The sequence below is a fragment of the Streptomyces sp. NPDC018947 genome (assembly GCF_044390505.1).
GTDB lineage: Bacteria > Actinomycetota > Actinomycetes > Streptomycetales > Streptomycetaceae > Streptomyces.
In genome coordinates, this window is the sequence record NZ_JBIRZD010000005.1 from 105,778 (window position 1) to 132,067 (window position 26,290).

20 protein-coding genes, 1 tRNA gene and 1 riboswitch are annotated in these 26,290 nt (G+C 74.0%); of the genes, 15 read left to right on the forward strand and 6 right to left on the reverse strand.

The features are described 5' to 3' along the window. Positions 1-4: 4 nt before the first annotated feature. Positions 5-2,461, reverse strand: a complete 2,457-nt coding sequence (locus tag ACH499_RS12380; RefSeq protein WP_399015282.1) for a DNA topoisomerase (ATP-hydrolyzing) subunit A — start codon at positions 2,459-2,461, stop codon at positions 5-7. Between the two features lie 289 nt (positions 2,462-2,750). Between ACH499_RS12380 and ACH499_RS12385 the strand changes: the two genes are divergently transcribed. The 3 genes from ACH499_RS12385 (at position 2,751) to ACH499_RS12395 (ending at position 6,620) form a co-directional block, all read left to right on the forward strand. After that, on the forward strand, positions 2,751-4,103 hold the full coding sequence (locus tag ACH499_RS12385; RefSeq protein WP_399015284.1) for a M16 family metallopeptidase: 1,353 nt from the start codon (positions 2,751-2,753) through the stop codon (positions 4,101-4,103). Beyond that, complete coding sequence (locus tag ACH499_RS12390) at positions 4,100-5,488, forward strand: M16 family metallopeptidase (RefSeq protein ID WP_399015286.1); 1,389 nt, start codon at positions 4,100-4,102, stop codon at positions 5,486-5,488. Before ACH499_RS12385 ends, ACH499_RS12390 begins: the two co-directional genes overlap by 4 nt. Before the next feature lie 191 nt (positions 5,489-5,679). Then, positions 5,680-5,843, forward strand: a riboswitch (cyclic di-AMP (ydaO/yuaA leader). A gap of 12 nt (positions 5,844-5,855) precedes the next feature. Further along, the gene (locus ACH499_RS12395; protein WP_356203274.1) at positions 5,856-6,620 is read left to right on the forward strand and encodes a M23 family metallopeptidase; all 765 of its coding nucleotides are present in this window, start codon (positions 5,856-5,858) and stop codon (positions 6,618-6,620) included. Between the two features lie 152 nt (positions 6,621-6,772). On the opposite strand, the gene ACH499_RS12400 is transcribed toward ACH499_RS12395, so the two are convergent. Beyond that, positions 6,773-7,054: an HPr family phosphocarrier protein gene (locus ACH499_RS12400; RefSeq protein WP_356203276.1), complete on the reverse strand. Its 282-nt coding sequence runs from the start codon at positions 7,052-7,054 to the stop codon at positions 6,773-6,775. 177 nt (positions 7,055-7,231) lie between these two features. Between ACH499_RS12400 and ACH499_RS12405 the strand changes: the two genes are divergently transcribed. The 10 genes from ACH499_RS12405 to ACH499_RS12450 all read left to right on the forward strand — a co-directional run bounded on the left by ACH499_RS12405 (position 7,232) and on the right by ACH499_RS12450 (position 19,436). Next, entirely contained in the window at positions 7,232-10,180 is a 2,949-nt protein-coding gene (locus ACH499_RS12405) for a GNAT family N-acetyltransferase (RefSeq protein WP_399015288.1), read from the forward strand. Between the two features lie 205 nt (positions 10,181-10,385). Beyond that, complete coding sequence (locus tag ACH499_RS12410) at positions 10,386-10,973, forward strand: DUF5998 family protein (RefSeq protein WP_356203278.1); 588 nt, start codon at positions 10,386-10,388, stop codon at positions 10,971-10,973. Next, positions 10,973-12,166 (forward strand): nucleotide pyrophosphatase/phosphodiesterase family protein, encoded by a 1,194-nt coding sequence (locus ACH499_RS12415; RefSeq protein WP_356203279.1) that lies wholly within the window; start codon positions 10,973-10,975, stop codon positions 12,164-12,166. Before ACH499_RS12410 ends, ACH499_RS12415 begins: the two co-directional genes overlap by 1 nt. Positions 12,167-12,203: 37 nt before the next feature. Next, entirely contained in the window at positions 12,204-12,854 is a 651-nt protein-coding gene (locus ACH499_RS12420) for a thymidine kinase (protein ID WP_356203281.1), read from the forward strand. 155 nt (positions 12,855-13,009) lie between these two features. After that, positions 13,010-13,894: an endonuclease/exonuclease/phosphatase family protein gene (locus tag ACH499_RS12425; protein ID WP_399015291.1), complete on the forward strand. Its 885-nt coding sequence runs from the start codon at positions 13,010-13,012 to the stop codon at positions 13,892-13,894. Between the two features lie 50 nt (positions 13,895-13,944). Further along, positions 13,945-14,020: transfer RNA gene (locus ACH499_RS12430), tRNA-Arg, on the forward strand. Between the two features lie 106 nt (positions 14,021-14,126). Then, positions 14,127-15,260, forward strand: a complete 1,134-nt coding sequence (locus ACH499_RS12435; protein ID WP_399015293.1) for a gala protein — start codon at positions 14,127-14,129, stop codon at positions 15,258-15,260. Continuing rightward, a complete protein-coding gene (locus ACH499_RS12440; RefSeq protein WP_399015295.1) occupies positions 15,257-17,038 on the forward strand; it encodes an ankyrin repeat domain-containing protein in 1,782 nt (593 codons plus the stop codon). Before ACH499_RS12435 ends, ACH499_RS12440 begins: the two co-directional genes overlap by 4 nt. Next, positions 17,035-18,240, forward strand: coding sequence for a sigma 54-interacting transcriptional regulator (locus ACH499_RS12445; RefSeq protein ID WP_356203287.1), 1,206 nt, complete (start codon positions 17,035-17,037; stop codon positions 18,238-18,240). The genes ACH499_RS12440 and ACH499_RS12445 overlap by 4 nt, the downstream gene beginning before the upstream one ends. Before the next feature lie 11 nt (positions 18,241-18,251). Beyond that, entirely contained in the window at positions 18,252-19,436 is a 1,185-nt protein-coding gene (locus ACH499_RS12450) for a VWA-like domain-containing protein (protein WP_399015297.1), read from the forward strand. Positions 19,437-19,440: 4 nt separating this feature from the next. On the opposite strand, the gene ACH499_RS12455 is transcribed toward ACH499_RS12450, so the two are convergent. Further along, complete coding sequence (locus ACH499_RS12455) at positions 19,441-20,247, reverse strand: VOC family protein (RefSeq protein WP_399015299.1); 807 nt, start codon at positions 20,245-20,247, stop codon at positions 19,441-19,443. 240 nt (positions 20,248-20,487) lie between these two features. Between ACH499_RS12455 and ACH499_RS12460 the strand changes: the two genes are divergently transcribed. Continuing rightward, a complete protein-coding gene (locus ACH499_RS12460; protein ID WP_399015301.1) occupies positions 20,488-21,339 on the forward strand; it encodes a sulfurtransferase in 852 nt (283 codons plus the stop codon). A gap of 68 nt (positions 21,340-21,407) precedes the next feature. Here ACH499_RS12460 and sepH read toward each other — a convergent pair whose 3' ends face one another. Beyond that, the gene (sepH, locus tag ACH499_RS12465; RefSeq protein ID WP_399015303.1) at positions 21,408-22,469 is read right to left on the reverse strand and encodes a septation protein SepH; all 1,062 of its coding nucleotides are present in this window, start codon (positions 22,467-22,469) and stop codon (positions 21,408-21,410) included. Positions 22,470-22,943: 474 nt separating this feature from the next. Here sepH and ACH499_RS12470 point away from each other — a divergent pair, with 474 nt between their 5' ends. Continuing rightward, positions 22,944-23,780, forward strand: a complete 837-nt coding sequence (locus ACH499_RS12470) for a hypothetical protein (RefSeq protein WP_399015305.1) — start codon at positions 22,944-22,946, stop codon at positions 23,778-23,780. Here ACH499_RS12470 and ACH499_RS12475 read toward each other — a convergent pair. Together ACH499_RS12475 and ACH499_RS12480 are read right to left on the reverse strand one after the other, a co-directional pair. Next, positions 23,704-25,041 (reverse strand): D-arabinono-1,4-lactone oxidase, encoded by a 1,338-nt coding sequence (locus ACH499_RS12475; RefSeq protein ID WP_399015307.1) that lies wholly within the window; start codon positions 25,039-25,041, stop codon positions 23,704-23,706. The two genes, ACH499_RS12470 and ACH499_RS12475, sit on opposite strands and share 77 nt — an antisense overlap. Further along, on the reverse strand, positions 24,983-26,242 hold the full coding sequence (locus ACH499_RS12480; RefSeq protein ID WP_399015309.1) for an MFS transporter: 1,260 nt from the start codon (positions 26,240-26,242) through the stop codon (positions 24,983-24,985). Before ACH499_RS12480 ends, ACH499_RS12475 begins: the two co-directional genes overlap by 59 nt. Between the last annotated feature and the right edge of the window lie 48 nt (positions 26,243-26,290).

A 26,290-nucleotide genomic window follows, 5' to 3' on the forward strand; every position in this document is an offset into this window, starting at 1 on the left:
CCGTCTAGGCCGGGCCCGCCACCACCGCCACCGTCTTCGGCAGCGACACGCCCGAGCCGTCGCGGCGCGGGTCCATGTCCGGGAGCTGGGCGGGGGTGCCGTTCTTCTGCGCCGCCCGAGCCGGGGCGGGGCCGGCCCAGGCCAGGGCCAGGCAGTCCTCGCCCTTCAGGAACCGCTGGCAGCGCACGCCACCCGTGGCGCGGCCCTTGCGCGGGTACTGGTCGAACGGGGTCAGCTTCGCCGTGGTCTGCACGGAGTCGTCCAGCGTGCCCCGCGAACCCGCGACCGTGAACACGACCGCGTCCGCCGCCGGGTCCACCACCGTGAAGGAGATGACCTTCGCGCCCTCGGCGAGCTTGATGCCCGCCACCCCGCCCGCCGGCCGGCCCTGCGGACGCACCTGCGAGGCCTGGTAGCGCAGCAACTGGGCGTCGTCCGTGATGAAGACCAGGTCCTCCTCGCCGGTGCGCAGCTCGGCCGCGCCGACGATCCGGTCGCCCTCCTTGAGGGTGATGACCTCCAACTCGTCCTTGTTGGAGGGGTAGTCGGGCACTACCCGCTTGACGACACCCTGCTCCGTGCCCAGCGCCAGACCCGGCGAAGACTCGTCCAGCGTGGTCAGGCAGACGACCGTCTCGTCGTCCTCCAGGGACACGAACTCCGCGAGCGGCGCCCCGCCCGACAGGTTCGGCGTCGGCATCGGCTCGGGGAGCTGGGGCAGGTCCACGACGTTCACCCGCAGCAGGCGTCCGCCGGACGTCACCACGCCCACCTCGCCGCGGGCCGTGGCCGGCACCGACGAGACGATCAGGTCGTGCTTGACGCGCTTGGCACCGGCGTCCGTGACGAGCGGAGCGTCGTTCGCGGTGCGGGCCAGCAGACCCGTCGAGGACAGCAGCACCCGGCACGGGTCGTCCGCCACCTGGAGCGGAACGGCGGCCACCGGGGTGCTCGGCGACTCGATCAGCACCGTACGCCGGTCGGTGCCGAACTTCTTGGCCACCGACGCCAGTTCGGCCGAGACCAGCTTGCGCAGCTCCGCGTCCGACTCGAGGATCCGCGTCAGCTCCTCGATCTCCGCGTTGAGCCGGTCCTTCTCCGCCTCCAGCTCGATGCGGTCGTACTTGGTCAGCCGGCGCAGCGGCGTGTCCAGGATGTACTGCGTCTGCACGTCGCTCAGCGAGAAGCGGTCCATCAGGCGCTGCTTGGCCTGCGCCGAGTTCTCGCTGGAGCGGATGAGACGGATGACCTCGTCGATGTCCACCAGGGCGGTGAGCAGGCCCTCCACCAGGTGGAGGCGGTCACGGCGCTTGGTGCGGCGGAACTCGCTGCGCCGCCGCACGACCTCGAAGCGGTGGTCGAGATAGACCTCCAGCAGCTCCTTGAGGCCCAGGGTGAGGGGCTGGCCGTCGACCAGGGCGACGTTGTTGATGCCGAAGGACTCCTCCATCGGCGTCAGCTTGTAGAGCTGCTCGAGGACCGCCTCCGGGACGAAACCGTTCTTGATCTCGATGACCAGGCGCAGCCCGTGCTCACGGTCGGTGAGGTCCTTGACGTCGGCGATGCCCTGGAGCTTCTTGGAACCGACCAGGTCCTTGATCTTCGCGATGACCTTCTCGGGGCCGACCGTGAAGGGCAGCTCGGTGACGACGAGGCCCTTGCGGCGGGCCGTCACCGTCTCCACGGTGACCGTCGCCCGGATCCTGAAGGTGCCGCGGCCCTTCTCGTAGGCGTCCCGGATGCCGGGCAGGCCGACGATCTGGCCGCCGGTGGGCAGATCCGGGCCCGGCACGTGCTTCATCAGGGCTTCGAGGTCGGCGTTCGGGTGCCGGATGAGGTGCCGGGCGGCCGCGACGACCTCGCGCAGGTTGTGCGGCGGCATGTTGGTGGCCATGCCGACCGCGATGCCGGAGGCGCCGTTGACCAGCAGGTTCGGGAAGGCGGCGGGCAGCGCCACCGGCTCCTGCTCCTGGCCGTCGTAGTTGGGGGCGAAGTCGACGGTGTCCTCGTCGATGGACTCCGTCATCAGGCTCGTCGCCTCGGCCATCCGGCACTCGGTGTACCGCATGGCGGCCGGCGGGTCGTCGTTGCCGAGCGAGCCGAAGTTGCCGTGGCCGTCCACCAGGGGCACACGCATCGAGAACGGCTGCGCCATGCGCACCAGGGCGTCGTAGATCGACGCGTCGCCGTGCGGGTGCAGCTTGCCCATCACCTCGCCGACGACACGGGCGCACTTCACGTAGCCGCGCTCGGGGCGCAGGCCCATCTCGTTCATCTGGTAGACGATGCGGCGGTGCACCGGCTTGAGGCCGTCGCGGGCGTCCGGCAGGGCACGGGAGTAGATGACCGAGTACGCGTACTCGAGGAAGGAGCCCTGCATCTCGTCGACGACGTCGATGTCGAGGATCTTCTCCTCGTACGAGTCGTCGGGCGGCGGGGTCTTCGTACTACGGCGGGCCATCGCTGCCGGCTCCTTGCTGAAGCGTGAACGGTGATCTGACGCGGTCCATTGTGGACCGCGGCACTGACAGCGACCGACCAGGACCCGTCACGGGCTGCCCGGCCCGGCGCGCTGCCCGCAGGGTACGCCCTCGCGCCCGGCCGCCCGCCAACCCCGTTCTCGCTCTCGGCGTACGCGGACCGGGAACTCCACCGGCGGCCCGCACGCTTGCATACAGTGGCAGGACCGGCGGAATTCCGCGGTTCCGCCCCACGATTCCATCAAGGATTCCGCGATCGAAGGGACGTACATGCCCATGGGTCACACGGCCACAGCGCAGGCAGGCTCCGGCGGCCTGACAGCGACCGAGCACCGGCTGGCCAACGGCCTGCGCGTGGTGCTCTCCGAGGACCACCTGACCCCGGTCGCGGCGGTGTGCCTCTGGTACGACGTCGGCTCCCGCCACGAGGTCGAGGGCCGCACCGGTCTGGCCCACCTCTTCGAGCACCTGATGTTCCAGGGCTCCGCCCAGGTCAAGGGCAACGGCCACTTCGAGCTGGTGCAGGGGGCGGGCGGCTCGCTCAACGGCACCACCAGCTTCGAGCGCACCAACTACTTCGAGACCATGCCCGCCCACCAGCTCGAGCTCGCCCTGTGGCTGGAGGCGGACCGGATGGGCTCCCTGCTCTCCGCCCTGGACGACGAGTCGATGGAGAACCAGCGCGACGTCGTCAAGAACGAGCGCCGCCAGCGCTACGACAACGTGCCCTACGGCACCGCGTTCGAGAAGCTGACCGCCCTCGCCTTCCCCCAGGGCCACCCCTACCACCACACGCCGATCGGTTCGATGGCCGACCTGGACGCGGCGACGCTGGAGGACGCGCGCGCGTTCTTCCGCACCTACTACGCGCCGAACAACGCGGTGCTGTCGGTGGTCGGCGACATCGACCCCGAGCGGACGCTCGCCTGGATCGAGAAGTACTTCGGCTCCATCCCCGGGCACGACGGCAAGCCCGCGCCCCGGGACGGCTCCCTGCCCGACGTGATCGGCCGGGAGCTGCGCGAGGTCGTCGAGGAGGACGTCCCGGCGCGCGCCCTGATGGCGGCCTACCGGCTGCCGGAGGACGGCACGCGCGCGTGCGACGCGGCCGACCTCGCGGTGACCGTGCTGGGCGGCGGCGAGTCGTCCCGCCTCTACAACCGGCTGGTGCGCCGCGACCGCACGGCCGTCGCGGCCGGATTCGGCCTGCTGCGGCTCGCCGGGGCGCCCTCCCTGGGCTGGCTGGACGTGAAGACGTCCGGCGACGTGGAGGTGCCGGTCATCGAGGCCGCCATCGACGAGGAGCTGGCCCGGTTCGCCGAGGAGGGCCCCACCGCCGAGGAGATGGAACGCGCCCAGGCCCAGCTCGAGCGCGAGTGGCTGGACCGGCTCGGCACGGTCGCCGGCCGCGCCGACGAACTGTGCCGGTACGCCGTCCTGTTCGGTGACCCGCAGCTCGCCCTCACCGCCGTGCAGCGGGTCCTGGACGTCACCGCCGAGGAGGTCCGCGAGATCGCCGCGGCCCGCCTGCGTCCCGAGAACCGCGGGGTGCTCGTCTACGAGCCGACCGCCTCCGCCGACGAGAACGACGCCACCGACGAGAACGAGGAGGCGGCCAAGTGACCGAGCTCGCCACGATGGAATTCCACCCGCAGCCGCAGGCCGGCGAGCCCAAGCCCTGGGCGTTCCCGGCGCCCGAGCGCGGCAGCCTCGACAACGGCCTGACCGTGCTGCGGTGCCACCGCCCCGGCCAGCAGGTCGTCGCCGTCGAGGTGTCGCTGGACGCCCCGCTGGACGCCGAGCCCGCCGGCCTCGACGGTGTCGCCACGATCATGGCGCGCGCCTTCTCCGAGGGCACCGACAAGCACTCCGCCGAGGAGTTCGCCGCCGAGCTGGAGCGCTGCGGTGCCACCCTCGACGCGCACGCCGACCACCCCGGTGTGCGGCTGAGCCTGGAGGTGCCGGTCTCCCGCCTCGCCAAGGCGCTCGGCCTGATCGCCGACGCGCTGCGGGCGCCCGCGTTCGACGACAGCGAGGTCGAACGGCTGGTGCGCAACCGGCTCGACGAGATCCCGCACGAGCTGGCCAACCCCTCGCGCCGCGCCGCCAAGGAGCTCTCCAAGGAGCTGTTCCCGGCCGACTCGCGCATGTCGCGCCCGCGCCAGGGCACCGAGGAGACGGTGGCGGCGATCGACGCGGCCGCCGTCCGGGCCTTCTACGAGAAGCACGTCCGCCCGGCCACGGCCACCGCCGTGGTCGTCGGCGACCTCACCGGCGTCGACCTCGACGCGCTGCTCGGCGAGACCCTCGGCGCCTGGACCGGTGCCCCCGCCGAGCCGCGCCCCGTGCCGCCGGTGAACGCCGACGACACCGGACGGGTCGTCATCGTGGACCGCCCCGGCGCCGTCCAGACGCAGCTCCTGATCGGCCGCACCGGAGCCGACCGCCACGACCGCGTGTGGCCCGCGCAGGTCCTCGGCACGTACTGCCTGGGCGGCACCCTCACCTCGCGCCTGGACCGCGTCCTGCGCGAGGAGAAGGGCTACACCTACGGCGTGCGGGCGTTCGGGCAGGTGCTGCGGTCCGCGCCCGACGGCACGGGTGCCTCGATGCTCGCCATCAGCGGCTCCGTCGACACGCCCAACACCGGCCCGGCGCTCCAGGACCTGTGGACGGTGCTGCGCACCCTCGCCGAGGGCGGGCTCACCGACGCCGAGCGCGACGTCGCCGTGCAGAACCTGGTGGGCGTCGCGCCGCTCAAGTACGAGACCGCGGCGGCCGTCGCCGGCACGCTGGCCGACCAGGTCGAGCAGTACCTGCCCGACGACTACCAGGCGACGCTGTACCGCCAACTCGCCGCCACGGGCACCGTGGAGGCCACGGCGGCGGTCGTGAACGCCTTCCCGGTGGACCGGCTGGTGACGATCCTCGTCGGCGACGCGGCGCAGATCAGGGAGCCCGTCGAGGCCCTCGGCATCGGCGAAGTCACCGTCGTCGCCGCCGAGTAGCGGCGCACGCGTGCGGCGGCCCTGGTGACCCGAGCGTCACCAGGGCCGTTTTTTGTCCCAATTGAGGGAGAGGCTGCCTGTCCGTCCTGTGGCGTGCGCTACAAAAACCCTGTTGCGTTTGAGGATCGAAGTCGGCCGCGTCTAGCGTCGTCCCGGCTGTCCGTCAGGCAGTGCGCCGCACCCGCGGCACCGGACAGTCATCGCCGAGTCCCCGTACGGCGCGAGCCAGGGGAGCCGGGGACCCATCACGTCCCTGGGGTGAATCGGACGCCCGCGCGTGCAGCGAGGGGGTCCGTAGGAGACCTTCCTGCTCCGAACCCGTCAGCTAACCCGGTAGGCGAGAGGGAAGGAAAGGACCAGCCTCTACATGGCGTTCACGCGCGCCTCCGGGAAGCACCGCCGTCCCAGCCGCATGCAGCGCACCACCGCCCACGCGGCGGGCGTCGCGGCCCTCGCCACCACCGGCGTCGTCGGCACTCTCGCGGCCCCGGCCCTCGCCGCCGAGGCCGAGGCCGAGCAGACCGGTCTCACCCCCGTCGTCACCATCGGCGACTCCGTGGCCGCCGAGATCGACGCCCAGGCCACCGCCCAGCAGGAGGCCGCGCAGCACGCCGCCGCCCGCGAGGCGGCGATGGAAGCCGCGCGTGAGCGGGCCGCCGAGGCCGCCAAGGAGGCCCGCGAGGCCAAGGAGCGCGCCGCGCGCGAGGAGGAGCGCAAGCGCCTCAACACCTACGTCTCGCCGATCACCGGCTCCTACGTCTCCACGTCCTACCAGGCCGGCAGCTCGCTGTGGTCCTCCGGCAGCCACACCGGCGTCGACTTCCACGCCGCCACCGGCACCACGGTGCACGCGGTCGGCGTCGGCACCGTCGTCGAGGCCGGCTGGGGCGGCGCGTACGGCAACCAGGTCGTCATCAGGATGCACGACGGCACGTACACGCAGTACGGCCACCTGTCGTCGATCGGCGTCTCGGTCGGCCAGTCGGTCGTCGCCGGCCAGCAGATCGGCATCTCCGGCGACACCGGCAACGTCACCGGCGCCCACCTGCACTTCGAGGCCCGTACGAGCCCGGAGTACGGCTCGGACATGGACCCCGTCGCCTACCTCCGCTCCCACGGCGTGAACATCTGACGACGGACGGTACGGATGTCCGAGGCCCCGGCTCACCGAGCCGGGGCCTCGCGGTTCTCGGCCCCGGGGGCGACCGCACGGCGCCCGCCCGCGGAAGGACGCACGAAAGGCCCGCCCGGTGGTCCGGGCGGGCCTTTCGGCGCGTGATCGCTTCAGACGGTCTCGGGAAGCTCCTCGAGCCCCTCGGCGACCAGCCTGGCCAGACGGTCCAGGGCCGCGTCCGCGCCCTCGGCGTCGGAGGCGAGGACGATCTCCTCGCCGCCCTGGGCGCCGAGGCCGAGGACGGCCAGCATCGAGGCCGCGTTGACGGGGTCGCCGTCGGCCTTGGCGATCGTCACCGGGACGCCGGTGGCCGTGGCGGCCCGGACGAAGATGGAGGCGGGGCGGGCGTGGAGACCCTCGGCCCAGCCGACGTTGACGCGGCGCTCAGCCATGTGTTGCTGCCCTTCAGGTGTACCGGGTTGTCTAGACCAGTTTCCCACATCATGACCCATGGCCGGACGGCCGTGCGACGCGCGGGCCGGCTGTCCGGCCGCGGCCCCCGCCCGGCCCTCCGTTTCTCCACAGACTGCCCCGCGCCGTTGTCGTACGCGAGCCGTACTCTGGGGCCCATGCAGACCTCGTCGGACCGGCACGAGTACCCCGCCCACTGGGAGGCCGACGTGGTGCTGCGCGACGGCGGCACCGCACGCGTGCGCCCCATCACCGTGGACGACGCCGAGCGCCTGGTCAGTTTCTACGAGCAGGTGTCCGACGAGTCGAAGTACTACCGTTTCTTCGCGCCGTACCCGCGCCTGTCCGCCAAGGACGTCCACCGCTTCACGCACCACGACTTCGTGGACCGGGTGGGGCTCGCGGCCACGATCGGCGGCGAGTTCATCGCGACCGTGCGCTACGACCGGATCGGCGCCGGCGGGGCGCCCGCGTCGTCCCCCGCCGACGAGGCGGAGGTCGCCTTCCTGGTCCAGGACGCCCACCAGGGCCGGGGCGTCGCCTCGGCGCTCCTGGAGCACATCGCCGCCGTCGCCCGCGAGCGCGGCATCCGCCGCTTCGCCGCCGAGGTGCTGCCCGCGAACACCAAGATGATCAAGGTGTTCATGGACGCCGGGTACACCCAGAAGCGGAGCTTCGAGGACGGCGTGGTCCGCCTGGAGTTCGACCTCGAACCGACCGACCGCTCGCTCGCCGTGCAGTACGCGCGCGAGCACCGCGCCGAGGCCCGTTCGGTGCAGCGGCTGCTCCAGCCCGGCTCCGTCGCCGTCGTCGGCACCGGCCGCGCGCCCGGCGGTGTCGGCCGCAGCATCCTCGGCAACCTCCGGGACGGGGGCTACACCGGCCGGCTCCACGCCGTGAACAAGGCCTTCCCCGAGGACCAGGGGGACGTCGACGGGGTGCCCGCCCGCCGCTCCGTGCGCGACATCGACGGACCCGTCGACCTCGCCGTCGTCACGGTGCCCGCCGAGCACGTCCCCGAGGTCGTCACCGAGTGCGGCGAGCACGGTGTGCAGGGCCTGGTCGTGATCTCCGCCGGGTACGCCGACAGCGGGCCCGAGGGACGCGAACGCCAGCGCGCGCTCGTGCGCCAGGCGCGTTCGTACGGCATGAGGATCATCGGCCCCAACGCCTTCGGGATCATCAACACCTCCCCGCGGGTCCGGCTCAACGCCTCCCTCGCGCCCGAGATGCCGCGCGCCGGCCGCATCGGCCTGTTCGCCCAGTCCGGCGCCATCGGCATCGCCCTGCTCTCCCGGCTGCACCGGCGCGGCGGCGGGGTCACCGGCGTCACCGGCGTGTCCACCTTCGTCTCCTCCGGCAACCGGGCCGACGTCTCCGGCAACGACGTCCTCCAGTACTGGTACGACGACCCCGACACCGACGTCGCGCTGATGTACCTGGAGTCCATCGGCAACCCCCGCAAGTTCACCCGCCTGGCGCGGCGCACGGCGGCGGTCAAGCCCCTGGTCGTCGTGCAGGGCGCCCGGCACGGCGGTGTCGCGCCGCAGGGGCACACCGTACGGGCGACGCGACTGCCCCACGCGACGGTCTCCGCGCTGCTGCGGCAGGCCGGGGTGATCAGGGTCGACACGATCACCGACCTGGTCGACGCGGGCCTGCTGCTCGCCCGCCAGCCGCTGCCCGCCGGACCCCGCGTGGCGATCCTCGGCAACTCCGAGTCGCTGGGTGTGCTCACGTACGACGCGTGTCTGTCGGAGGGGCTGCGGCCGCACCCCCCGCTGGACCTGACGACGGCGGCCTCCGCCCAGGACTTCCACGCGGCCCTGTCCCGGGCGCTCGCCGACGACACCTGCGACGCGGTGGTGGTGACCGCGATCCCGACGGTGGGGGAGGGCGTGGCGAAGGACGCGGCACTGGCGGAGGCGCTGCGCTCGGCGGCGGCCGCGGTGCCCGGCAAGCCCGTCCTGGTGGTCCACGTGGAGCTGGGCGGCCTCGCGGAGGCCCTGTCCGCCGCGGCGAGCACGGCACCGCAGGCGGCGGGGGACACGGCGGCCCGGGTCACCGCGGGTGCCGGGTCCTCGTGGGCCGACGCGGGTACCGGGCCTTCCGCGGAGGGCGTCACCGCGGTCTCTCCGGCCACGGGAGCCACCGCGGGCACCCCGGCCCCGGACGCGCCGGCCCGCGTGGACGGCGCCGGCGACGGACAGGTCCCCGCCGATCCCGGAGAGATCCCGGACGGCGCCCGCCTCATCCCCGCCTACCCCGCCGCCGAGCGCGGTGTCCGGGCCCTCGCCCAGGCCGTCGCCTACGCACAGTGGCGCCGCGACGCCGCCGACCCCGGCAAGGTCCCGGAGTACGACGACATCGACGAGAAGGGCACCGCCGAGCTGATCGCCGGCCACCTCGCCCGCGGCCAGGGGCTCGCGCTCGACGCCGACGACATCTGCGAGCTGCTCGGCAGGTACGGCATCCACGTCCACCGCGCCCTGCCCGCGCCCACCCCCGACGACGCCGTCACCGCCGCCCGCGCCCTCGGCTACCCCGTCGCCCTCAAGGCCACCGCCCCCCACCTGCGTCACCGCGCCGACCTGGGCGGCGTCCGCCTGGACCTCGCGGACGAGGAGCAACTGCGGCACGCCTACGCCGAGTTGACCGAGCTCTTCGGGAAGCCGCAGGAGCTGCGGCCGGTGGTGCAGCGCATGGCACCGCGCGGCGTGGACACCGTCGTACGGGCGGTCATCGACCCGGCGGCGGGAGCGGTGCTCTCCTTCGGGCTCGCCGGGGCCGCCACGCAGCTCCTCGGCGACACGGCGCACCGGCTGATCCCGGTCACCGACCGCGACGCCACCTCCCTCGTCCGCTCGATCCGCACCGCGCCGCTCCTCTTCGGGTGGCGCGGCTCGGCCCCGGTCGACACCGCGGCGCTGGAGGAGCTGCTGCTGCGCGTCTCCCGGCTGGTCCACGACCACCCGGAGGTGGTGTCGGTCACCCTGGAGCCGGTCGTCGTCGCCCCGCGCGGACTGAGCGTCCTCGGCGCCACCGTGCGCCTCGCACCACCGCCGGCCCGCGACGACCTGGGCCCGCGGACGCTTCCGGCGTACTGACCGCAGCGGCCGCACCGGAACGACCAGGCACCGGCAGGAGCCGACGTGCACAGGCGGGCGGCCGGCCGGGCGCCCCGTCCACAGGCGGTCGGCCGGCCGGGCACCGGCGGACCGTCGCAACCGGCCCCCGGGAGACCCCACGCCCGCCGACCGGGGCCCGCACGAGCGTCCCGCGCAGTCAGTGGGCCCCCGTAGGATGGAGCGCATGGCCAAGACCAGTACGACGACCCAGGGGCTGCGAGCGGCGATCGAGCGCAGCGGCTACTACCCGGCCCTCGTGGCCGAGGCGGTGGAGGCCGCCGTGGGCGGCGAGCCCATCCGGTCGTACCTGGTCCACCAGGAGACCACGTTCGACCAGAACGAGGTGCGCCGGCACGTGACCGTGCTGGTCCTCACGGGCAACCGCTTCATCGTCAGCCACACCGACGAGCAGGCCGCCGACGACACCTCCCCGTCGCCGTACGCCACGACGTCCACGGAGTCCGTCAAGCTCGGCCGGATCTCGTCCATCGTCGTCAGCCGCGTGGTCGCCAACCCGGAGCAGTACAAGCCGGGCACGCTGCCCCGCGAGATCGTGCTGACCATCGGCTGGGGCGCCGTCTCCCGCCTCGACCTGGAGCCCGCCGCCTGCGGCGACCCGAACTGCGAGGCCGACCACGGCTACACCGGCAGCTCGACCGCCGACGACCTGAGCCTGCGCGTCAGCGAGGCCGGGGACGGCCCGGAGACGGTGCGCCAGGCGCTCGCCTTCGCCCAGGCCCTCTCCGAGGCGACCGCGGACTCCCCCCGCTGATGGTCCAGTCCGCCGTCTGGGACTCGCACCCGGAACCGCTCCCCGTCGACTCCGCCCCCGTGCCCGAGTACGGCGCCGGCTCCCTCGCCGACCTGCTGCCCACGCTGGCCGCCGGCCTCGGCGTCCCCGGCATGGCCGCGGGCATCACGGAGCTGACCCCCGCCGACCGCAACTGCGTCTTCCTGATCGACGGCCTCGGCTGGGAACAGCTCCGGGCCCACCCGGAGGACGCGCCGTTCATGACCTCGCTGCTCGGCAGCTCGCGCGGCGGCACCGGGCGCCCCATCACCGCCGGGTACCCGGCGACGACCGCGACCTCCCTCGCCTCCGTCGGCACCGGCCTGCCGCCGGGCGCCCACGGCCTGCCCGGCTACACCGTGCGCGACCCGGACACCGGCGAGCTGATGAACCAGCTCCGCTGGCAGCCCTGGACCCCGCCGGGCGCCTGGCAGCCGTACCCCACCGTCTTCCGCCTCGCCCACGAGGCGGGTGTGCACGCCGCGCAGGTGTCCTCCCCGACCTTCGCCAACACCCCGCTGACCAAGGTCGCGCTCAGCGGCGGCACCTTCCACGGACGGCTGTCCGGCGAGGACCGGATGGACCTCGCCGCCGAGCAGCTCGCCGCCGCCGACCGCGCCCTCGTCTACACGTACTACGCGGAGGTCGACGGCGCCGGACACCGCTTCGGCGTCGACTCCGACACCTGGCGCGGCCAGCTCGCCCGCGTCGACCGGCTCGTCCAGCGCCTCGCCGAGCAGTTGCCCCCGCGCAGCGCCCTCTACGTCACCGCCGACCACGGCATGGTCGACGTGCCCTTCGACGAGGAGCACCGCATCGACTTCGACGAGGACTGGGAGCTGAAGGCGGGCGTCGCCCTCCTCGGCGGCGAGGGCCGCGCCCGGCACGTCTACGCCGTCCCCGGCGCGCGCAACGACGTGCTCACCTGCTGGCGCGAGGTGCTCGGCGAGCAGTTCTGGGTGGCCTCGCGCGACGAGGCGATCGAGGCGGGCTGGTTCGGCCCGCGCATCGACGAGCGGGTGTACGACCGCATCGGCGACGTGGTGGCCGCCGCGCGCGACGACGTCCTGCTCATCGCCTCCGAGCGGGAGCCGAAGGAGTCGGCGATGGTCGGCAACCACGGCTCGATGACCCCGGCCGAGCAGCTCGTCCCCCTGCTCGAAGTACGTTCCTGACCCCGCCGAACCCTCGCCGAAAGGTGCTCAACCCCTCATGCCCGAGCTGGTCTTCTTCTCCGGAACGATGGACTGCGGGAAGTCGACCCTGGCTCTCCAGATCGAGCACAACCGCTCCGCGCGCGGCCTCGCGGGCATCATCTTCACGCGCGACGACCGCGCGGGGGAGGGCAAGCTCTCCTCCCGGCTCGGCCTCGTCACGGACGCGGTGGAGGTCGAGGACGGGCACGACCTGTACGCCCATGTCGTCGACCACCTGTCCCAGGGCGGCCGGGCGGACTACGTGATCGCGGACGAGGCACAGTTCCTCGCCCCGGAGCAGATAGACCAGCTCGCGCGCGTGGTGGACGACCTCGAACTCGACGTGTACGCCTTCGGGATCACCACCGACTTCCGCTCCAAGCTGTTCCCCGGCTCCCAGCGGCTGGTCGAACTCGCCGACCGTGTCGAGGTGCTCCAGGTCGAGGCCCTGTGCTGGTGCGGCGCCCGCGCCACGCACAACGCCCGGACCGTGGGCGGCGTCATGGTCGTCGAGGGCGCCCAGGTCGTCGTGGGTGACGTCACCCAGTCCTCCGACGAGGTCGGTTACGAGGTCCTGTGCCGGCGCCACCACCGGCGCCGTATGACGGCGGCGACGGCCCGCGCGGCGGCCCTGTCCCCGGACGTCCTGCCCGTCGGCGCGGTCTGACCCACCGCCTCCGGGCCGCCGTCTCCGGCGCAGCGGTGACGAAGGGGCCCCGGCACGTGAAGCGGCGTCAAGAACCAGGCGGCAGGCGGGGTTGACGTGACTTCAGGTGATGCGCGTCACTGTTCCCGTCGCGCTTCCACCTGATCGGAGAAGGCATGCAGCCCAGATCCCGGCGTCCCCTCCGCGCGCTCCGCGCCGCCGCGTCCGTGTTCGCCGCCGCCGTGATCGCCACGTCGGCGCCCGCTCTCGCCGCGGAGGACGACGCCCACGGGGCCGCGGCCCCGCCGGTACCCCTGCGGGTGGCGACGTACAACATCCACGCCGGGGCCGGCACGGACCAGGTCTTCGACCTCGACCGCACCGCGGAGGCCGTACGCGGCCTGCGGGCCGACGTGATCGGCCTCCAGGAGGTCGACGTGCACTGGGGCGCCCGCAGCGACTTCGCCGACGAGGCCCGCGCACTGGCCGAGAAGCTGGACATGCGGGTGTTCTTCGCGCCGATCTACGACCTCGACCCGGCCACCCCGGGCGCGGAACGCCGCCGCTACGGCGTCGCCGTACTGAGCCGCCACCCGATCGTGGCGGCGGAGAACCACGAGATCACCCGGCTGTCGACACAGACCTCCGAACCCGTCCCGGCCCCGGCGCCCGGCTTCGCCGAGGTCACCGTCAACGTGAGGGGCGCGCACACGCACGTCTACGTCACGCACCTCGACTACCGGGCCGACCCCTCGATCCGCGCCGCCCAGGTGGACGACATGCTCGCGGTGCTCGCCGAAGACCGCGGACCGAAGATCCTCGTCGGCGACTTCAACGCCGAGCCCGCGGCCCCCGAACTGGCCCCGCTGTGGCGTCACCTGCGCGACGCCGCTCCCGGCGCCGGGGCCACGTACCCGGCGGTCGGCCCTCTCAAGCGCATCGACCTGGTCGCCGTCTCACCCGACGTCACCGTGACCGGCGCCGCCACGGTGGCGACCGACGCGTCGGACCACCGCCCCGTCGTCACCGATCTCAACGTGCACGGCCGAGGCGGAAGTTGACCTCGAACACGTGACCACCGGTGGGCCGGCAAGGCTATGATCATCCCGGCAAGGCCGTAGCGCAGAGGTCGTCGCGCCCTAGCACCGAGCTGGAGGACGTCGGTTCGAATCCGACCGGCCTTGCCACCCTTGTCGTGGAGGAAAGTCGATTGGCGTCGGTCCGTCCCGGGCGGGCGGAGGGCGATGCCGCTCTCGGCACGCCGGGCACCGGCGACGGACCGGTGGAGTGGTGATGACGCAGCCGACACCCGTGCGCTGCCCGGCGATCGAGCACCCGGACATACCGATCAAAGACCCCGCCGGCCTGGACCCGCTGCTGGCCCGGCTGGGGTCGCCGCGAGCGGTGGAGGACGACGAGACCTTCCCCGTGGGCACCGTGCGCGCGGACGGCCGCGTCGATCTGTGCAAGCAGGGACTCGGAGCGGCCGGCACCGCCCGTCTGATGCCCGTCGCCGTCTCCTCCCCGCACGCCCGGCACGTCCTGCTCGGCACCAACGCCATGGGGAACGAAGGAGCGTCGACGGTCGCCCGGGCACTCGCCGGCGGCCACGGCCTGCACACCCTCTACCTCGGCTGCAACCGCATCGGCCCGGACGGCGTCGCCGACCTCGCCGAGGCCCTGTCGGCGGACACGACCGTCCGCTCCCTGTGGCTCAAGCGCAACCCGGTCGGTGACGACGGCGCCCGCGCCCTCGCCGCGATGCTCCGCGACAACACCACCCTGCGCACCCTCGACCTGGTCAACACCGGCCTCACCACCGCGGGGCTGCGCGCCCTGCTCGACGCCCTCACCGGCCGCGCGCACCCGGTGGAACGCCTCTTCCTCGGCGGCAACGGCCTGACCGCCGACGCCGCCGGCCTGCTGGCCGCGCTGATCCGGGACGCCGGCGTGCGCGAGCTGTACCTGCCCGCCAACCACCTCGGCGACGAGGGCACCGCCGTCCTCGCGGCCGCCGCCGACCCCGGACGGCCGGTACGCCTGGGACTGGGCGGCAACGGGATCGGCCCCGCCGGCGCCCGCGCCCTCGCCGAAGCCCTGGACGGCATCGAGACGCTCGACCTGGGCCGGCCGAGGTCCGAACGCAGCCTCGGCGCCCCCGCCAACGCCACCGGCGACGAAGGGGCCCGCGCCCTGGCCGCCGCACTGCACGGCAGCCCGCTGCGCCGGCTCGAACTGTGCCACACGGGACTCACCGGCCGGGGCGCGAAGTCGCTGCTCGCGGCCGTGCCGGACGGCTCGCCGCTGGAGTACGTCGGCCTGGGCCCCGGACTGCCCCGGAAGGTGAAGCGGTCCTTCGCCCAGCGCCTGCGCCCCGCGAGCGGATCCCACCCCGACCTGCGCGCGATAGGGAGTGTCTACCGTTGAGCGCCGTCCCCGGACTCCCCTGTTTTCCCCCGGAGGAGGCGGCGAGCCGGCGGCGGATCCGCCGCTACGCGGTGTCCCGCAGGACGATCGAGCGCGCGGCCGAACGCCGTGCGGCAGGCGACTGGCGCGGGGCCTGCGCCGTGGCCGGTGTCGACGCGGCCGTCGACCTCGCGCAGGTCGCCGAGGACTGCGGCCGGGAGGTGGCCGCGGCGCTGGAGGCCGACCTGCGCCACCTGGTCCCGGACCTGCTGCACTGGCACCTGCCCCGGGTGCTGGGCGGATGGACCACGCTCGACACGGCCCGGACCGTGGTCCTCGCCCGTTACCGGCCGGTGGAAGCCGGTGAACGTCCGCTGACCACCCCGTACCTCCACGTCACCACGCCCGCGATGCGGGAGGGCCCGCAGCGCGTCACCCTGCGGTTCCGGACGGTCGCCGACGAGAGGGCCGCGGGCGTCTTCGGCCCGCTGGTGGAGGACTGGCGGTACGCCCGGCACCTGTGGGACGCGCGGCGCACCGCGGAACTGCGGGAGCGGTGCGGCGGCACCGACCGGGCGCCGTTCTTCCACCCGGACGGCAGGCCGCGCGGTACGGACGAACTGCCCACGGCGGATCCCGGCCCAGGCGACACGGCAGCACGGGCCGAATGGCTGACCCTGCTGCACCAGCGGGGCGAAGTCCCGGCGGCCCTCGCCGCGGCCGGCATCGAGGCCGACCTGACGCCGCCGCAGGCACCGGCGTGGTACGAGGCCGACCCCGAGGCCTTCCTCGGCCGGCTCGCGCTCCACCACGCAGGTCTGGAACCGGAGGTCCGCGGGCTGGCCGACGCAGGCGTCGCGGACTCCTTCCTCATCGCCGGCGACTGGCGGATGAACGTCCTGCTGGAACCGGCCGGCACCGGGCTGCGGCTGCGCGCCGTCGGCCGCAAGGATGTCAAGGGCGTGCCGTTCCTGCCCGAAGCGCTCTGGCGCAGGCTCCCCGACCTCGATCTGCTGCGCGCCGGCGGGGTCGAACCGGCACACCTGCATCCCCTCGTCCGGGAGGCACTGTTCCCCGACCTCCAGGTGCCCGAGGGGACGGTCGGCCCGCCGGGTCCCGCCGCGCCCGCGCCCGTCCGGGTGCGCTGCCGAGGGGAGTGGCACGAGGTGGGCTTCCGCGCGGGCGGTCTGCTGCAGATGCCGCACAGTGACGAGGAACAGCGGCGCGAGCTGGCCCTGCGCGCTTTCGGCGGCGCCGTCGCCGGATGCTTCGCCGTCCAGCAGACGTGGGCCTCGGGAAGCGGCCGGCTGCCGAAGGCACTGCGCGCCCAGATGCGGGACCTCTTCCTGCGCGCCCAGCACGGGGACACCGACGGCGTGCTCGAACTCCTGGACGCGGGAATGGACCCCCGGGTGCGCGACGGCGCCGGACGCACACTGCTCCACGTCCTGCACCTGCTCGACCACGAACCGCTCCTGCCCCGGCTGCTGGCCGCGGGGACCGACCTGGAGGCCCGCGACCACCGGGGCCGCACACCGCTGTTCGTGGCGGTCAACGACGGAGGTTCCCGCTCCCTGGTCGAGGCGTTCCTCGCGGCGGGCGCCCGCGTCGACGTGGTCGACGAGGCCGAACTCTCGATCGCCCAGCTCATCCGCCGGTACAAGCGCCGCGACCTGGCCTTCCTGCGGGACCGCGTGCGCGAGCGGCATCCGGGCCTCGGCGCCGACTGGTGGGACGAGATGATGGACGAGGACGAGCAGGACGACGACCAGTACGACGACGAGGGCCAGGACCGTTGAGCACCGCACCCGCCTCCCGCACCGCACCGGCCCCGCTGGCCGCCGCGGACGACCTCGTCGCCCGGCTGCGCGCCCGGCGCACCGAGCCCGCCGCCAACGTCCAACTGGAGGCGCTCGCCCTCGCCGTGACGGCCAACCAGCCCGTGCTGCTGTGGGGCGAACCGGGCATCGGCAAGTCGGCCGCCCTGGAGCAGCTCGCCGCCGGACTCGGCCTCCCGCTGGAGACGGTCATCGCCAGCGTCCACGAGCCGTCGGACTTCGCCGGACTGCCCATCGTCGGGGACGACCCGGCCACGACCGGCGTGCCGATGGCGCCGCCCGACTGGGCCGTCCGGCTCCAGCGGGCCGGGCAGGGCCTGCTGTTCTTCGACGAACTCTCCTCGGCTCCGCCGGCCGTGCAGGCGGCACTGCTGCGGGTCGTCCTCGAACGCCGGGTCGGCAGCCTGGTCCTGCCCGACGCGGTACGCATCGTCGCCGCAGCCAACCCGCCCTCCAGCGCCGCCGACGGCTGGCACCTCAGCCCGCCGCTCGCCAACCGCTTCGTCCACCTCCACTGGACCCACGACCCCGCCACCGTCGCCCGCGGCATGGCCGGCACCTGGCCTGAGGTCACCGTCCCGCTGGTCGACGCCGCCAAGGTGCCCGGCGCCGTCGCGCGGGCCCGGGGAGCCGTCTCCGGGTTCCTCACCGCCCGCCCGGGTCTGGTCCACCACATACCCGCCGACGCCGAGGCCCGCGGGCGGTCGTGGCCCTCCCCGCGGACCTGGGAGATGGCGCTGCGGCTGCTCGCCACGGGCTACGCGACCGGCGCCGGCCGCGAGGCGGTGGCCGCCGCGCTCACCGGTGCCGTCGGGGACGGCGCGGGCATCGAGCTGCTGTCCTACCTCGAACACCTCGACCTGCCCGACCCCGAGCGGGTCCTCGCCGACCCCGGCGCGTTCGCCCTGCCCGAGCGCGGCGACCGGCAACTGGCCTTCCTCATCGCGGTGGTCGCCGCCATCCAGGGCGAACTCACCCGGCCCCGCTGGGAGGCCGGCTGGGCGGTCCTGGCCAAGGCCGTGGACGCGGGCGTACCGGACGTGGCCGCGCGGGCCGCCACCGACCTGGCGGCGATGCGCAGCCTGGACTGGCCCGTGCCGCCCGGCATCGACGGGTTCCTGGAGCTGCTGCAGATGTCCGGGGCCCTGCCCGGCGGCCGGTGAGGTCCGCGGGCATGACGGCATCCCGCGGGACCCTGGACACGACCAAACTGCTCGCCGCCCGCTACCGAGCGGCGCACGACCGGCCCTACCTGGCGTCGGCCCTGTACGCCCTGACCGTCGTGCCCTGCCCGGACGTACCGACGATGGGGGTCGACCGCCACTGGCGCTGCTACGTCTCACCCGCCTTCGTCGCCGCCACGCCCGTGGAGGAACTCGCCGGCGTCTGGGTGCACGAGGTCGCGCACCTGCTGCGCGACCACCACGGCCGCGCCGGCCGGCTCCCCGCCGCCGGTCGGAGCGACCGGTACCGCGTCAACGTCGCCCAGGACTGCGAGATCAACGACGATCTCCTCGCCGACGGCCTGCGCCTGCCCGCCGGACGCGTCGAGCCCCGCCTCTTCGGCCTGCCCGACGGGCAGTTGTTCGAGGCGTACCTGGACGGACTGCCTCCGCACGTGAGGGGACACGACTGCGGTTCCGGCGCCCACGGGGTGCCGGCCCCCTGGGAGCTGCCCCCGTCCGACGGCCCCGATCCGCTCGGCGACGCCGAGGCCCGGGCGCTGCGCCGGCACACCGCCGAGGCGATGCGCGCCCACCAGCGCAGCCGCGGCACCCTGCCCGCGGGCTGGCAGCGCTGGGCCGAGGAGGTTCTCGAACCCACCGTGGACTGGCGGCAGGCGCTGACCGGCGCCGTCCGGGAGGCCGCCGCGTGGGCCGGCGGAGCCGTCGACTACACGTACCGCCGCCCGTCGCGCCGCACCCCGGCACTGCGCGGCGTCGTCCTGCCGAGCCTGCGCCGCCCGCTGCCCCGGGTCGCCGTCGTCGTCGACACGTCGGGCTCGATGGGCGACGCGGAACTCGCCGCCGCCCTCGCGGAGATCACGGGCGTGCTGCGCGAGGTCGGCGTACGCGGCAACCGCGTCACCGTCCTCGCCTGCGACGCCGATGTGCACGCCGTGTCGCGGGTGACGTCCACCGAGCAGGTCACCCTGGGCGGCGGTGGCGGCACCGACATGCGCGTCGGCATCGAGGCGGCGCTCGCGGCACGCGACCGTCCGTCCGTCGTCGTCGTCCTCACCGACGGCTACACACCCTGGCCCGCCGAGACCCCGTCCTGCCGCCTGATCGCGGCCCTGATCGGCCCCGCCGCACCCGAGCCCCCGGCCTGGGTGGAGACGGTACGCGTCCCCGTCTGACGGCTCACCGGGGACTCTGCAGCAAGGAGAACCGCGCCCCCTCCGGATCCGCCACCAGCGCCACCCGGCCGCGGAAGGTGTCCCTGGCCGGCTCCAGGACATGACCGCCCAGGCCGGTCAGCCGCCGCAGGGACTCCCCGATGTCCGCCACCTGGAAGTACGTCATCCAGTGCGGCCCCCTCTCGCGGGGCAGGGCGTCGCCGACGCCGTGGATGCCGGCGACGGGGCGTCCGTCGAGGCGGAGGGTCACGTAGTCGAGGCCGGCGGTCGCGGACGGTTCCAGTTCGAAACCGAACACCGTCTCGTAGAACTTGGCGACTCCCGCCGCCTCGAAGGTGGCCAGCTCGTTCCACGCGGGCGTGCCGGGCTCCCCGGTGACGGCCTGGCCGAGGTGCGCCGCCGCCTGCCAGAGGCCGAAGACCGCGCCCGCCGGGTCGGAGCAGATGGCCATGCGCCCGGCCTCCGCCGCGTCCAGCGGACCCACGCCCACCGTGCCCCCGCACAGGCGTACGGTCTCGGCCGTCCTGTTCACGTCGTCGGAGGCGAGGTACGGCGTCCAGGCGATGGGCAGGTGCCGGTCCGGGGGGAGACGGCCGACGCCCGCCACCTCCCGTCCGCCGAGCAGGGCCCTGACGTAGGGGCCCAGTTGCTGGGGACCGGGGCGGAACTCCCAGCCGAACAGCGCTCCGTAGAACTCCTGGGTCGCGGCAGGTCCGTGCACCATCAGGCTCACCCAGCAGGGTGTGCCGGGCGTGCGCCGTGCGGACGTCCCGCCACCGCGGCCGGCGGCCGGTCCCCGAGCATCGGTCATCGTCACTCTCTTCTCGGCCCTCCGCGGGCCGTGCGTCCGCTTCCGCCTGATCGGCTCTCGTGCCGACGTGCTCGCACAGGACCCGCTGCCGCGCGCCCCTGGGCACGCCCGTGAGACCGGCCCGGCCGCCCGGGCAGTACAGCATGTGCCCGGTCCCGCACACCTTGTGATCGCTCCTGTCCGGCGGGCAGAGTAGCCCGACACGGACCCGGCGGCCACTCGGTACGCCAGGATGGGGTCATGAACGCCATCATCTCCGCATCCGACCTCGCCGTCGCGGCGGCGGCCGCGCCCGCGCCGGTCCTGCTCGACGTCCGCTGGCAGTTGAGCACCGCGAAGGCCGCCGGTGCGCCGGCCTTCGACGGCCGCGCCGAGTACGAAGCCGGGCACATCCCCGGCGCCGTCTTCGTCGACCTGGACCGGGAACTGGCCTCCGCGCCCGGTGAGCGGGGCCGGCATCCGCTGCCGGACATGGCGGAGTTCGGCGCCGCGATGCGCCGGGCGGGCGTGTCCTGCGGCCGGCCGGTCGTCGTGTACGACGGCGGGCAGGGCTGGGCGGCGGCCCGCGCCTGGTGGCTGCTGCGCTGGACGGGCCACCCGGACGTGCGGGTGCTCGACGGTGGCCTGGCGGCCTGGCAGGGGCCGCTGTCCACGGACGTTCCCGTGCCCGAGGAGGGCGACTTCGTCCCGGCGCCGGGCGCGTCGGGGCTGCTGGACGCGGACGGGGCCGCCGCGCTGGCCCGCCGCGGGCTGCTGCTCGACGCCCGGGCGGGGGAGCGGTACCGGGGCGAGGTCGAGCCGATCGACCGGGTCGGCGGCCACATCCCCGGAGCCGTGTCGGCGCCGACGACGGACAACGTGCTCGCGGACGGCCGGTTCCGTCCGGCCGAGGACCTGCGCGCCCGCTTCAAGACCCTGGGCGCGGACGACGGCGGAGAGGTCGGCGTGTACTGCGGCTCGGGCGTGTCGGGTGCCCACGAGGTGCTGGCGCTGGCGGTGGCCGGCATCCCGGCGGCGCTGTACGTCGGCTCGTGGTCGGAGTGGTCGTCGGACCCGGCGCGGCCGGTGGCCGTGGGCCCGGATCCGCAGTAGGCCCCGTACGACGAGGCCCGGGCCGCACCCACGCGGGTGCGGCCCGGGCCTCCTGCCGGTGTGCCCGGCTAATCCTGCTTCTTGCGCCGCGTCCCGAAGACGATCTCGTCCCAGCTCGGCACCGCCGCGCGGCGGCCGGGGCGGACGCCGTCGGCCTCGGCCTGGCGGTCGGTGGAGCCGGTGAGGCGGTCGCGGTGGCTGCCCACGGAGCGCGGCATGAGCACGTCGGCGTAGGCGGAACCGGCCGACGCGGCGGGCGCGGGCGGCTCCTCCACCTCGGGCTCCTCGACGGCGTCCTCCGCCGCCGGCTCCGGCACCCGCTCGGGGACGACCAGGTCGCCCCGGAAGCTCGGCACCGCCTCCAGCAGGCTGGTCAGCGAGTCGCGCTCCCGCTCGCCGGACGCGGTGGCCGCGGTCTCCTCGGCCGGCTCGGACGGCTGGGCGGGCAGGCTCGGCCGCTCCCGGTGCTCCCGGTCGAGGGTGCGGTCCAGCGGCCGGTCGCGCGGCAGCCGGGCGATGCGCGGGACGAACGGGAAGCTGGGCTCGGGCGCCGCGAGGTCGTCGGTCTCGCCGATCAGCGCGCGCGCCTCGTCGTCGACGGCCTGGACGAGCCGACGGGGCGGGTCGTACGTCCAGCTCGCCGAGTGCGGTTCGCCCGCGACCAGGTAGACCAGCAGGACTTCCCAGGTGCCGTCGTCGCGGCGCCACGAGTCCCACTGGACGGTGTCCTTGTCGGCGCCGCGCAGCAGCAGCCGCTCCTGGACGGCCTCGCCGAGGGGCGGACCGGAGTTCTCGCCGGGGCGGCGGACGGGGGTCTTGCGGGCCCGCTCCGCCATGAAGGCGCGCTCGGCGAGGACGGGGCCCTCGAAGCGGCGGACGCGGTCGACGGGGATGCCGGCCATCTGGGCGACCTCTTCCGCGGTCGCACCGGCTCGTATACGCGCCTGGATGTCGCGGGGGCGGAGATGGCTCTCCACCTCGATCTCGATCTGGCCGAGGCGGGGACGGTCGCCGCGTACGGCGGCCCGGAGCCGCTCGTCGATCGGAAGCGTGTACTCCGTGCTGTCCGCAGCCTTCAGCACCAGCCGTGTGCCGTCATTCGAGACGGCCACGACACGCAGTTCGGGCATGGGGACCTCCCGGGTGGTGCCTGCCGACGTCACGTGCGTCGCTGCTTCCGCTCTGTCGAGTGTGGCCTGCCCGGGTGCAGCCTGCCACAACCTTGCCGAGTTGCCCGGCGTGTCGGGCGCGGGCCCTGGATCGCCGTTATGGCACGGTTACCTGTTCACCACGCTAAGTGACAAAATCCGTCACCCTGTGCAACCAGCCCCCTCCCGGCGGTCCTTCGTCGCCCTGAGCCCGCAGTCGGGAGACCCGGACCCAGGGCTCGCAACAGTACTCCATTCGGGCCACCTGCGTGGATTGGCGCGCCGTCACACTTCCCGCAAGAGGGGGTGTCCGGCCGCCTCCCAAAGGGTTCCGGTGATCTTGTACGTGGCGTACTTCACGCAATCACCCGAAACGGAACTAAAGGTTCTCCGTTGTACGTCCCCCTCTCGTGCAGTTGATCGATCGTGTACGGGAAAGACAGGCAAGGTCCGGGGATGCGTGAAAGGCCCGATGTCGTCGGTGAAGCGGACATGCGTACGGAGGGGGAATCCAAGCGGATCGACTTGAGCGTGCCTCAGGTCGCCGGCAGCGCCCTGGCGGCGGTGGTGGCCGCGAAACTCGCGTCGTCCTTCGGCGTGTACGGCACCATCCTCGGCGCCGGTCTGATCAGCGTCGTCGCCACCTGCGGCGGTTCGGTGTTCCAGCACTTCTTCAAGCGCACCGCCGAGCAGCTCCGGGACAGGCGCGCCGCCGCGGCAGGTGCCGGACGGCAGGCCGGACGAGTGCCGCCCGCTCCCGGCGAGTTCACCGAGGGCACCGTCTACCGCGCGCGGGGCGCGGGCTGGAAGCGGCCGCTGGTCGCGGCGGCCCTGGTCTTCGGCGTCACCATGGGCGGGATCACCGTCTACGAACTCGCGTCGGGCCACGACCTCAGCGGCGGGAACAGCACGACCGTCGGCCGTGTCCTCACCGGACAGGGCACCTCCGGCCCGGACTCCGGGGAGCCCGGCGGCTCCGGCGGCGACCCCGCCCCCTCGGACTCGCGGAGCCCGGGGGACTCCGGCCCGGAGTCCGGTCCCGGCTCCGCCGACGACCCCGCGGCGACCCCCTCCGGGAGCCCCGGTCAAGGCGGTACGTCCTCGGACGACGGCACCTCCGACGAGGGCACCGGTACGGACACCGGCCCGTCGCCCACGCCGAGTGCCGGGGGCGACGTGCCCGAGGACGCCGCGACCCCCGCTCCCGACGCCTCGGCTACGACCCCAGAACCCGGCGCAAGTAGTCGTTCTGGAACCGCCGATCCGGGTCAAGACGGTCCCGCAGCGCCGTGAACTCGCCGAAGCGGGGATACACCTGCGAGAAGTACGCCGCGTCCCGCGTGTGGATCTTCCCCCAGTGCGGCCGGCCCTCGTGCGCGGTGAAGATGCGCTCGGCGGCGGTGAAGTACGCCTGGTAGGGGGTGCCCCGGAACATGTGTACGGCGATGTACGCGCTGTCGCGCCCCGACGCCGTGGACAGCGTGATGTCGTCGGCGGGGGCCGTGCGCACCTCGACCGGGAAGCTGATCCGCAGCGGCGACCGGTCGACCATCGCCTTCAGCTCGCGCAGCGTCTCGACGACGGCCTCGCGCGGGACGGCGTACTCCATCTCCACGAACCGCACCCGGCGCGGAGAGGTGAAGACCTTGTAAGGGGTGTCGGTGTACGTCCGCGCGGACAGCGCCTTGCTGGAGACGCGCGCGATCGCCGGGACGGTGGCGGGCACCGCGCGGCCGACCCAGTTCGCCGCCTGGAAGACGCCGTTGGACAGGAACTCGTCGTCGAACCAGCCCTGGAGGCGTCCCACCGGCTGCGCCGGACCCGCGCTGCGGTTGTTGCGCTTGGTGGTGGTGCTGCCGGTGTGCGGGAACCAGTAGAACTCGAAGTGCTCGTTCTCGGCCCACAGTTCGTCGAAGTCCGCGAGGACCCGGTCGAGCGGCATCGGTTCCTCGCGGGCCGTGAGCAGGAAGACCGGCTCCACGGCGAAGGTGATCGCGGTGACGACGCCGAGGGCGCCGAGGCCGATCCGGGCGGCGGCGAAGACCTCGGGGTTCTCCCGCTCGGAGCAGGTGAGCACCGAGCCGTCGGCCGTGACCAGCTCCAGGCCCTCGATCTGGGCGGAGACCGAGGCCGAGTCGCGGCCCGTGCCGTGGGTGCCGGTGCTGGTGGCCCCCGCGACCGTCTGCTCCATGATGTCGCCCATGTTGGTCAGCGACAGGCCCTCCCGGGCGAGGGCCGTGTTGAGCCGCTTGAGCGGGGTGCCGGCCTCCACCGTGACGGTCATGGCGTCACGGTCGATGCGGCGGATGCCCGTCAGGAGCCGCGGGCGGATCAGCACCCCGTCCGTCGCCGCTATCGAGGTGAAGGAGTGACCGGTGCCGACCGCCTTCACCCGCAGCCCGTCCTCGGCGGCCCGGCGTACGACGTCGGCCAGCTCCTCGACGGAGGCGGGAGCGACCTCCCGCGCGGGACGGGCCGAGACGTTGCCGCCCCAGTTACGCCATGTGCCGTTCTTCGCGCTCGTCCTGCCGCTCGCCGTGCGTGTGCTGCTCAACGGTCCCTCCCCGCCGTGGAGCCGGCCGCTTGAGCCGGCGGTACCCGAGGAAACCGACCGCGACCGCGACGGCCCCGGCCACCGCCGGAACCGCGTACCCCGCGCGAGCACCGGCCGCGTCGATCACCCAGCCGCCCGCGGACGAGCCGAGCGCGACCCCGACCGCGAGACCGGTGCTCACCCAGGTCATGCCCTCGGTGAGCTGCGCACGTGGTACGTGCTCTTCGATGAGGGACATGGTCGTGATCATCGTCGGAGCGATGGACAGACCCGCAACGAACAGCGCCGCGGCCAGAAACGGCAGGTTCCCGACCAGTAGGAGGGGGATCATACTCACGGCCATCGCACAGACGCCCAGCAGCCAGCGGCGCTCGGGCGCCCCGGCGAACCGCATCAGGCCGAAGATCATGCCCGCCGTGCACGAGCCCGCCGCGTACAGGGCGAGCACGACACTGGCCGCGGCCTTGTGCCCCTCCTCCTCCGCGAAGGCCACCGTGACCACGTCCACCGCCCCGAAGATCGTCCCCGTCGCGGCGAACGTGGCGACCAGGACCTGCAGCCCCCGCGAGCTCAGCGCGGTGCCGCCGCCCTTGTGCCCGTCGCGCGGGTGGGGAACGGGCTCGGTGGCGCGCTGCGCGGTCAGCCAGAAGACGCCGGTCGCGAGGAAGCAGGCGGCCAGCAGCGGGCCGGCCTCCGGGAACCACGCCGTGGACAGGCCGATGGAGATGATCGGCCCGAAGATGAAGCAGACCTCGTCCACCACGGACTCGAAGGAGTACGCCGTGTGGAGCTGCGGGGTGCCCCGGTATATGGCCGCCCAGCGGGCCCGGACCATCGCCCCGAGGCTCGGCACGCAGCCGATGCCGACACAGGCCGCGAACAGCACCCAGTCGGGCCACCCGTAGTGCGCGGCCGGCAGCAGCACGGCCGCCGCGGCGAGCGACACCAGCGTGGCCGGGCGCAGCACCCGCCGCTGGCCGTAGCGGTCCACCAGCCGTGACACCTGCGGGCCGGCCACGGCCGCGGCGAGCGCGATGGTGGCGGACAGGGCGCCGGCCAGCCCGTACCGGCCGGTGAGCTGGGAGATCATCGTCACCACGCCGATGCCCATCATCGACAGCGGCATCCGGCCGAGGAAGCCCGCGGCGGCGAAGCCCTTGGAGCCGGGGGCGGCGAACAGGGCGCGGTAGGGGCTGGGCAACAGGGTCTCCGGAACGGCTCGGTAAGGTGCGATCGCAGCCGGTACAGC

Coding starts and splice junctions, on each gene's coding strand:
- ACH499_RS12380 (WP_399015282.1), bottom strand. CDS start 2,461: ATGGCCCGCCGTAGTACGAAGACCCCGCCGCCCGACGACTCGTACGAG.
- sepH (WP_399015303.1), bottom strand. CDS start 22,469: ATGCCCGAACTGCGTGTCGTGGCCGTCTCGAATGACGGCACACGGCTG.
- ACH499_RS12425 (WP_399015291.1), top strand. CDS start 13,010: ATGCAGCCCAGATCCCGGCGTCCCCTCCGCGCGCTCCGCGCCGCCGCG.
- ACH499_RS12405 (WP_399015288.1), top strand. CDS start 7,232: ATGCAGACCTCGTCGGACCGGCACGAGTACCCCGCCCACTGGGAGGCC.
- ACH499_RS12470 (WP_399015305.1), top strand. CDS start 22,944: ATGCGTGAAAGGCCCGATGTCGTCGGTGAAGCGGACATGCGTACGGAG.
- ACH499_RS12385 (WP_399015284.1), top strand. CDS start 2,751: ATGCCCATGGGTCACACGGCCACAGCGCAGGCAGGCTCCGGCGGCCTG.
- ACH499_RS12400 (WP_356203276.1), bottom strand. CDS start 7,054: ATGGCTGAGCGCCGCGTCAACGTCGGCTGGGCCGAGGGTCTCCACGCC.
- ACH499_RS12395 (WP_356203274.1), top strand. CDS start 5,856: ATGGCGTTCACGCGCGCCTCCGGGAAGCACCGCCGTCCCAGCCGCATG.
- ACH499_RS12455 (WP_399015299.1), bottom strand. CDS start 20,247: ATGACCGATGCTCGGGGACCGGCCGCCGGCCGCGGTGGCGGGACGTCC.
- ACH499_RS12435 (WP_399015293.1), top strand. CDS start 14,127: ATGACGCAGCCGACACCCGTGCGCTGCCCGGCGATCGAGCACCCGGAC.
- ACH499_RS12415 (WP_356203279.1), top strand. CDS start 10,973: ATGGTCCAGTCCGCCGTCTGGGACTCGCACCCGGAACCGCTCCCCGTC.
- ACH499_RS12420 (WP_356203281.1), top strand. CDS start 12,204: ATGCCCGAGCTGGTCTTCTTCTCCGGAACGATGGACTGCGGGAAGTCG.
- ACH499_RS12410 (WP_356203278.1), top strand. CDS start 10,386: ATGGCCAAGACCAGTACGACGACCCAGGGGCTGCGAGCGGCGATCGAG.
- ACH499_RS12450 (WP_399015297.1), top strand. CDS start 18,252: ATGACGGCATCCCGCGGGACCCTGGACACGACCAAACTGCTCGCCGCC.
- ACH499_RS12460 (WP_399015301.1), top strand. CDS start 20,488: ATGAACGCCATCATCTCCGCATCCGACCTCGCCGTCGCGGCGGCGGCC.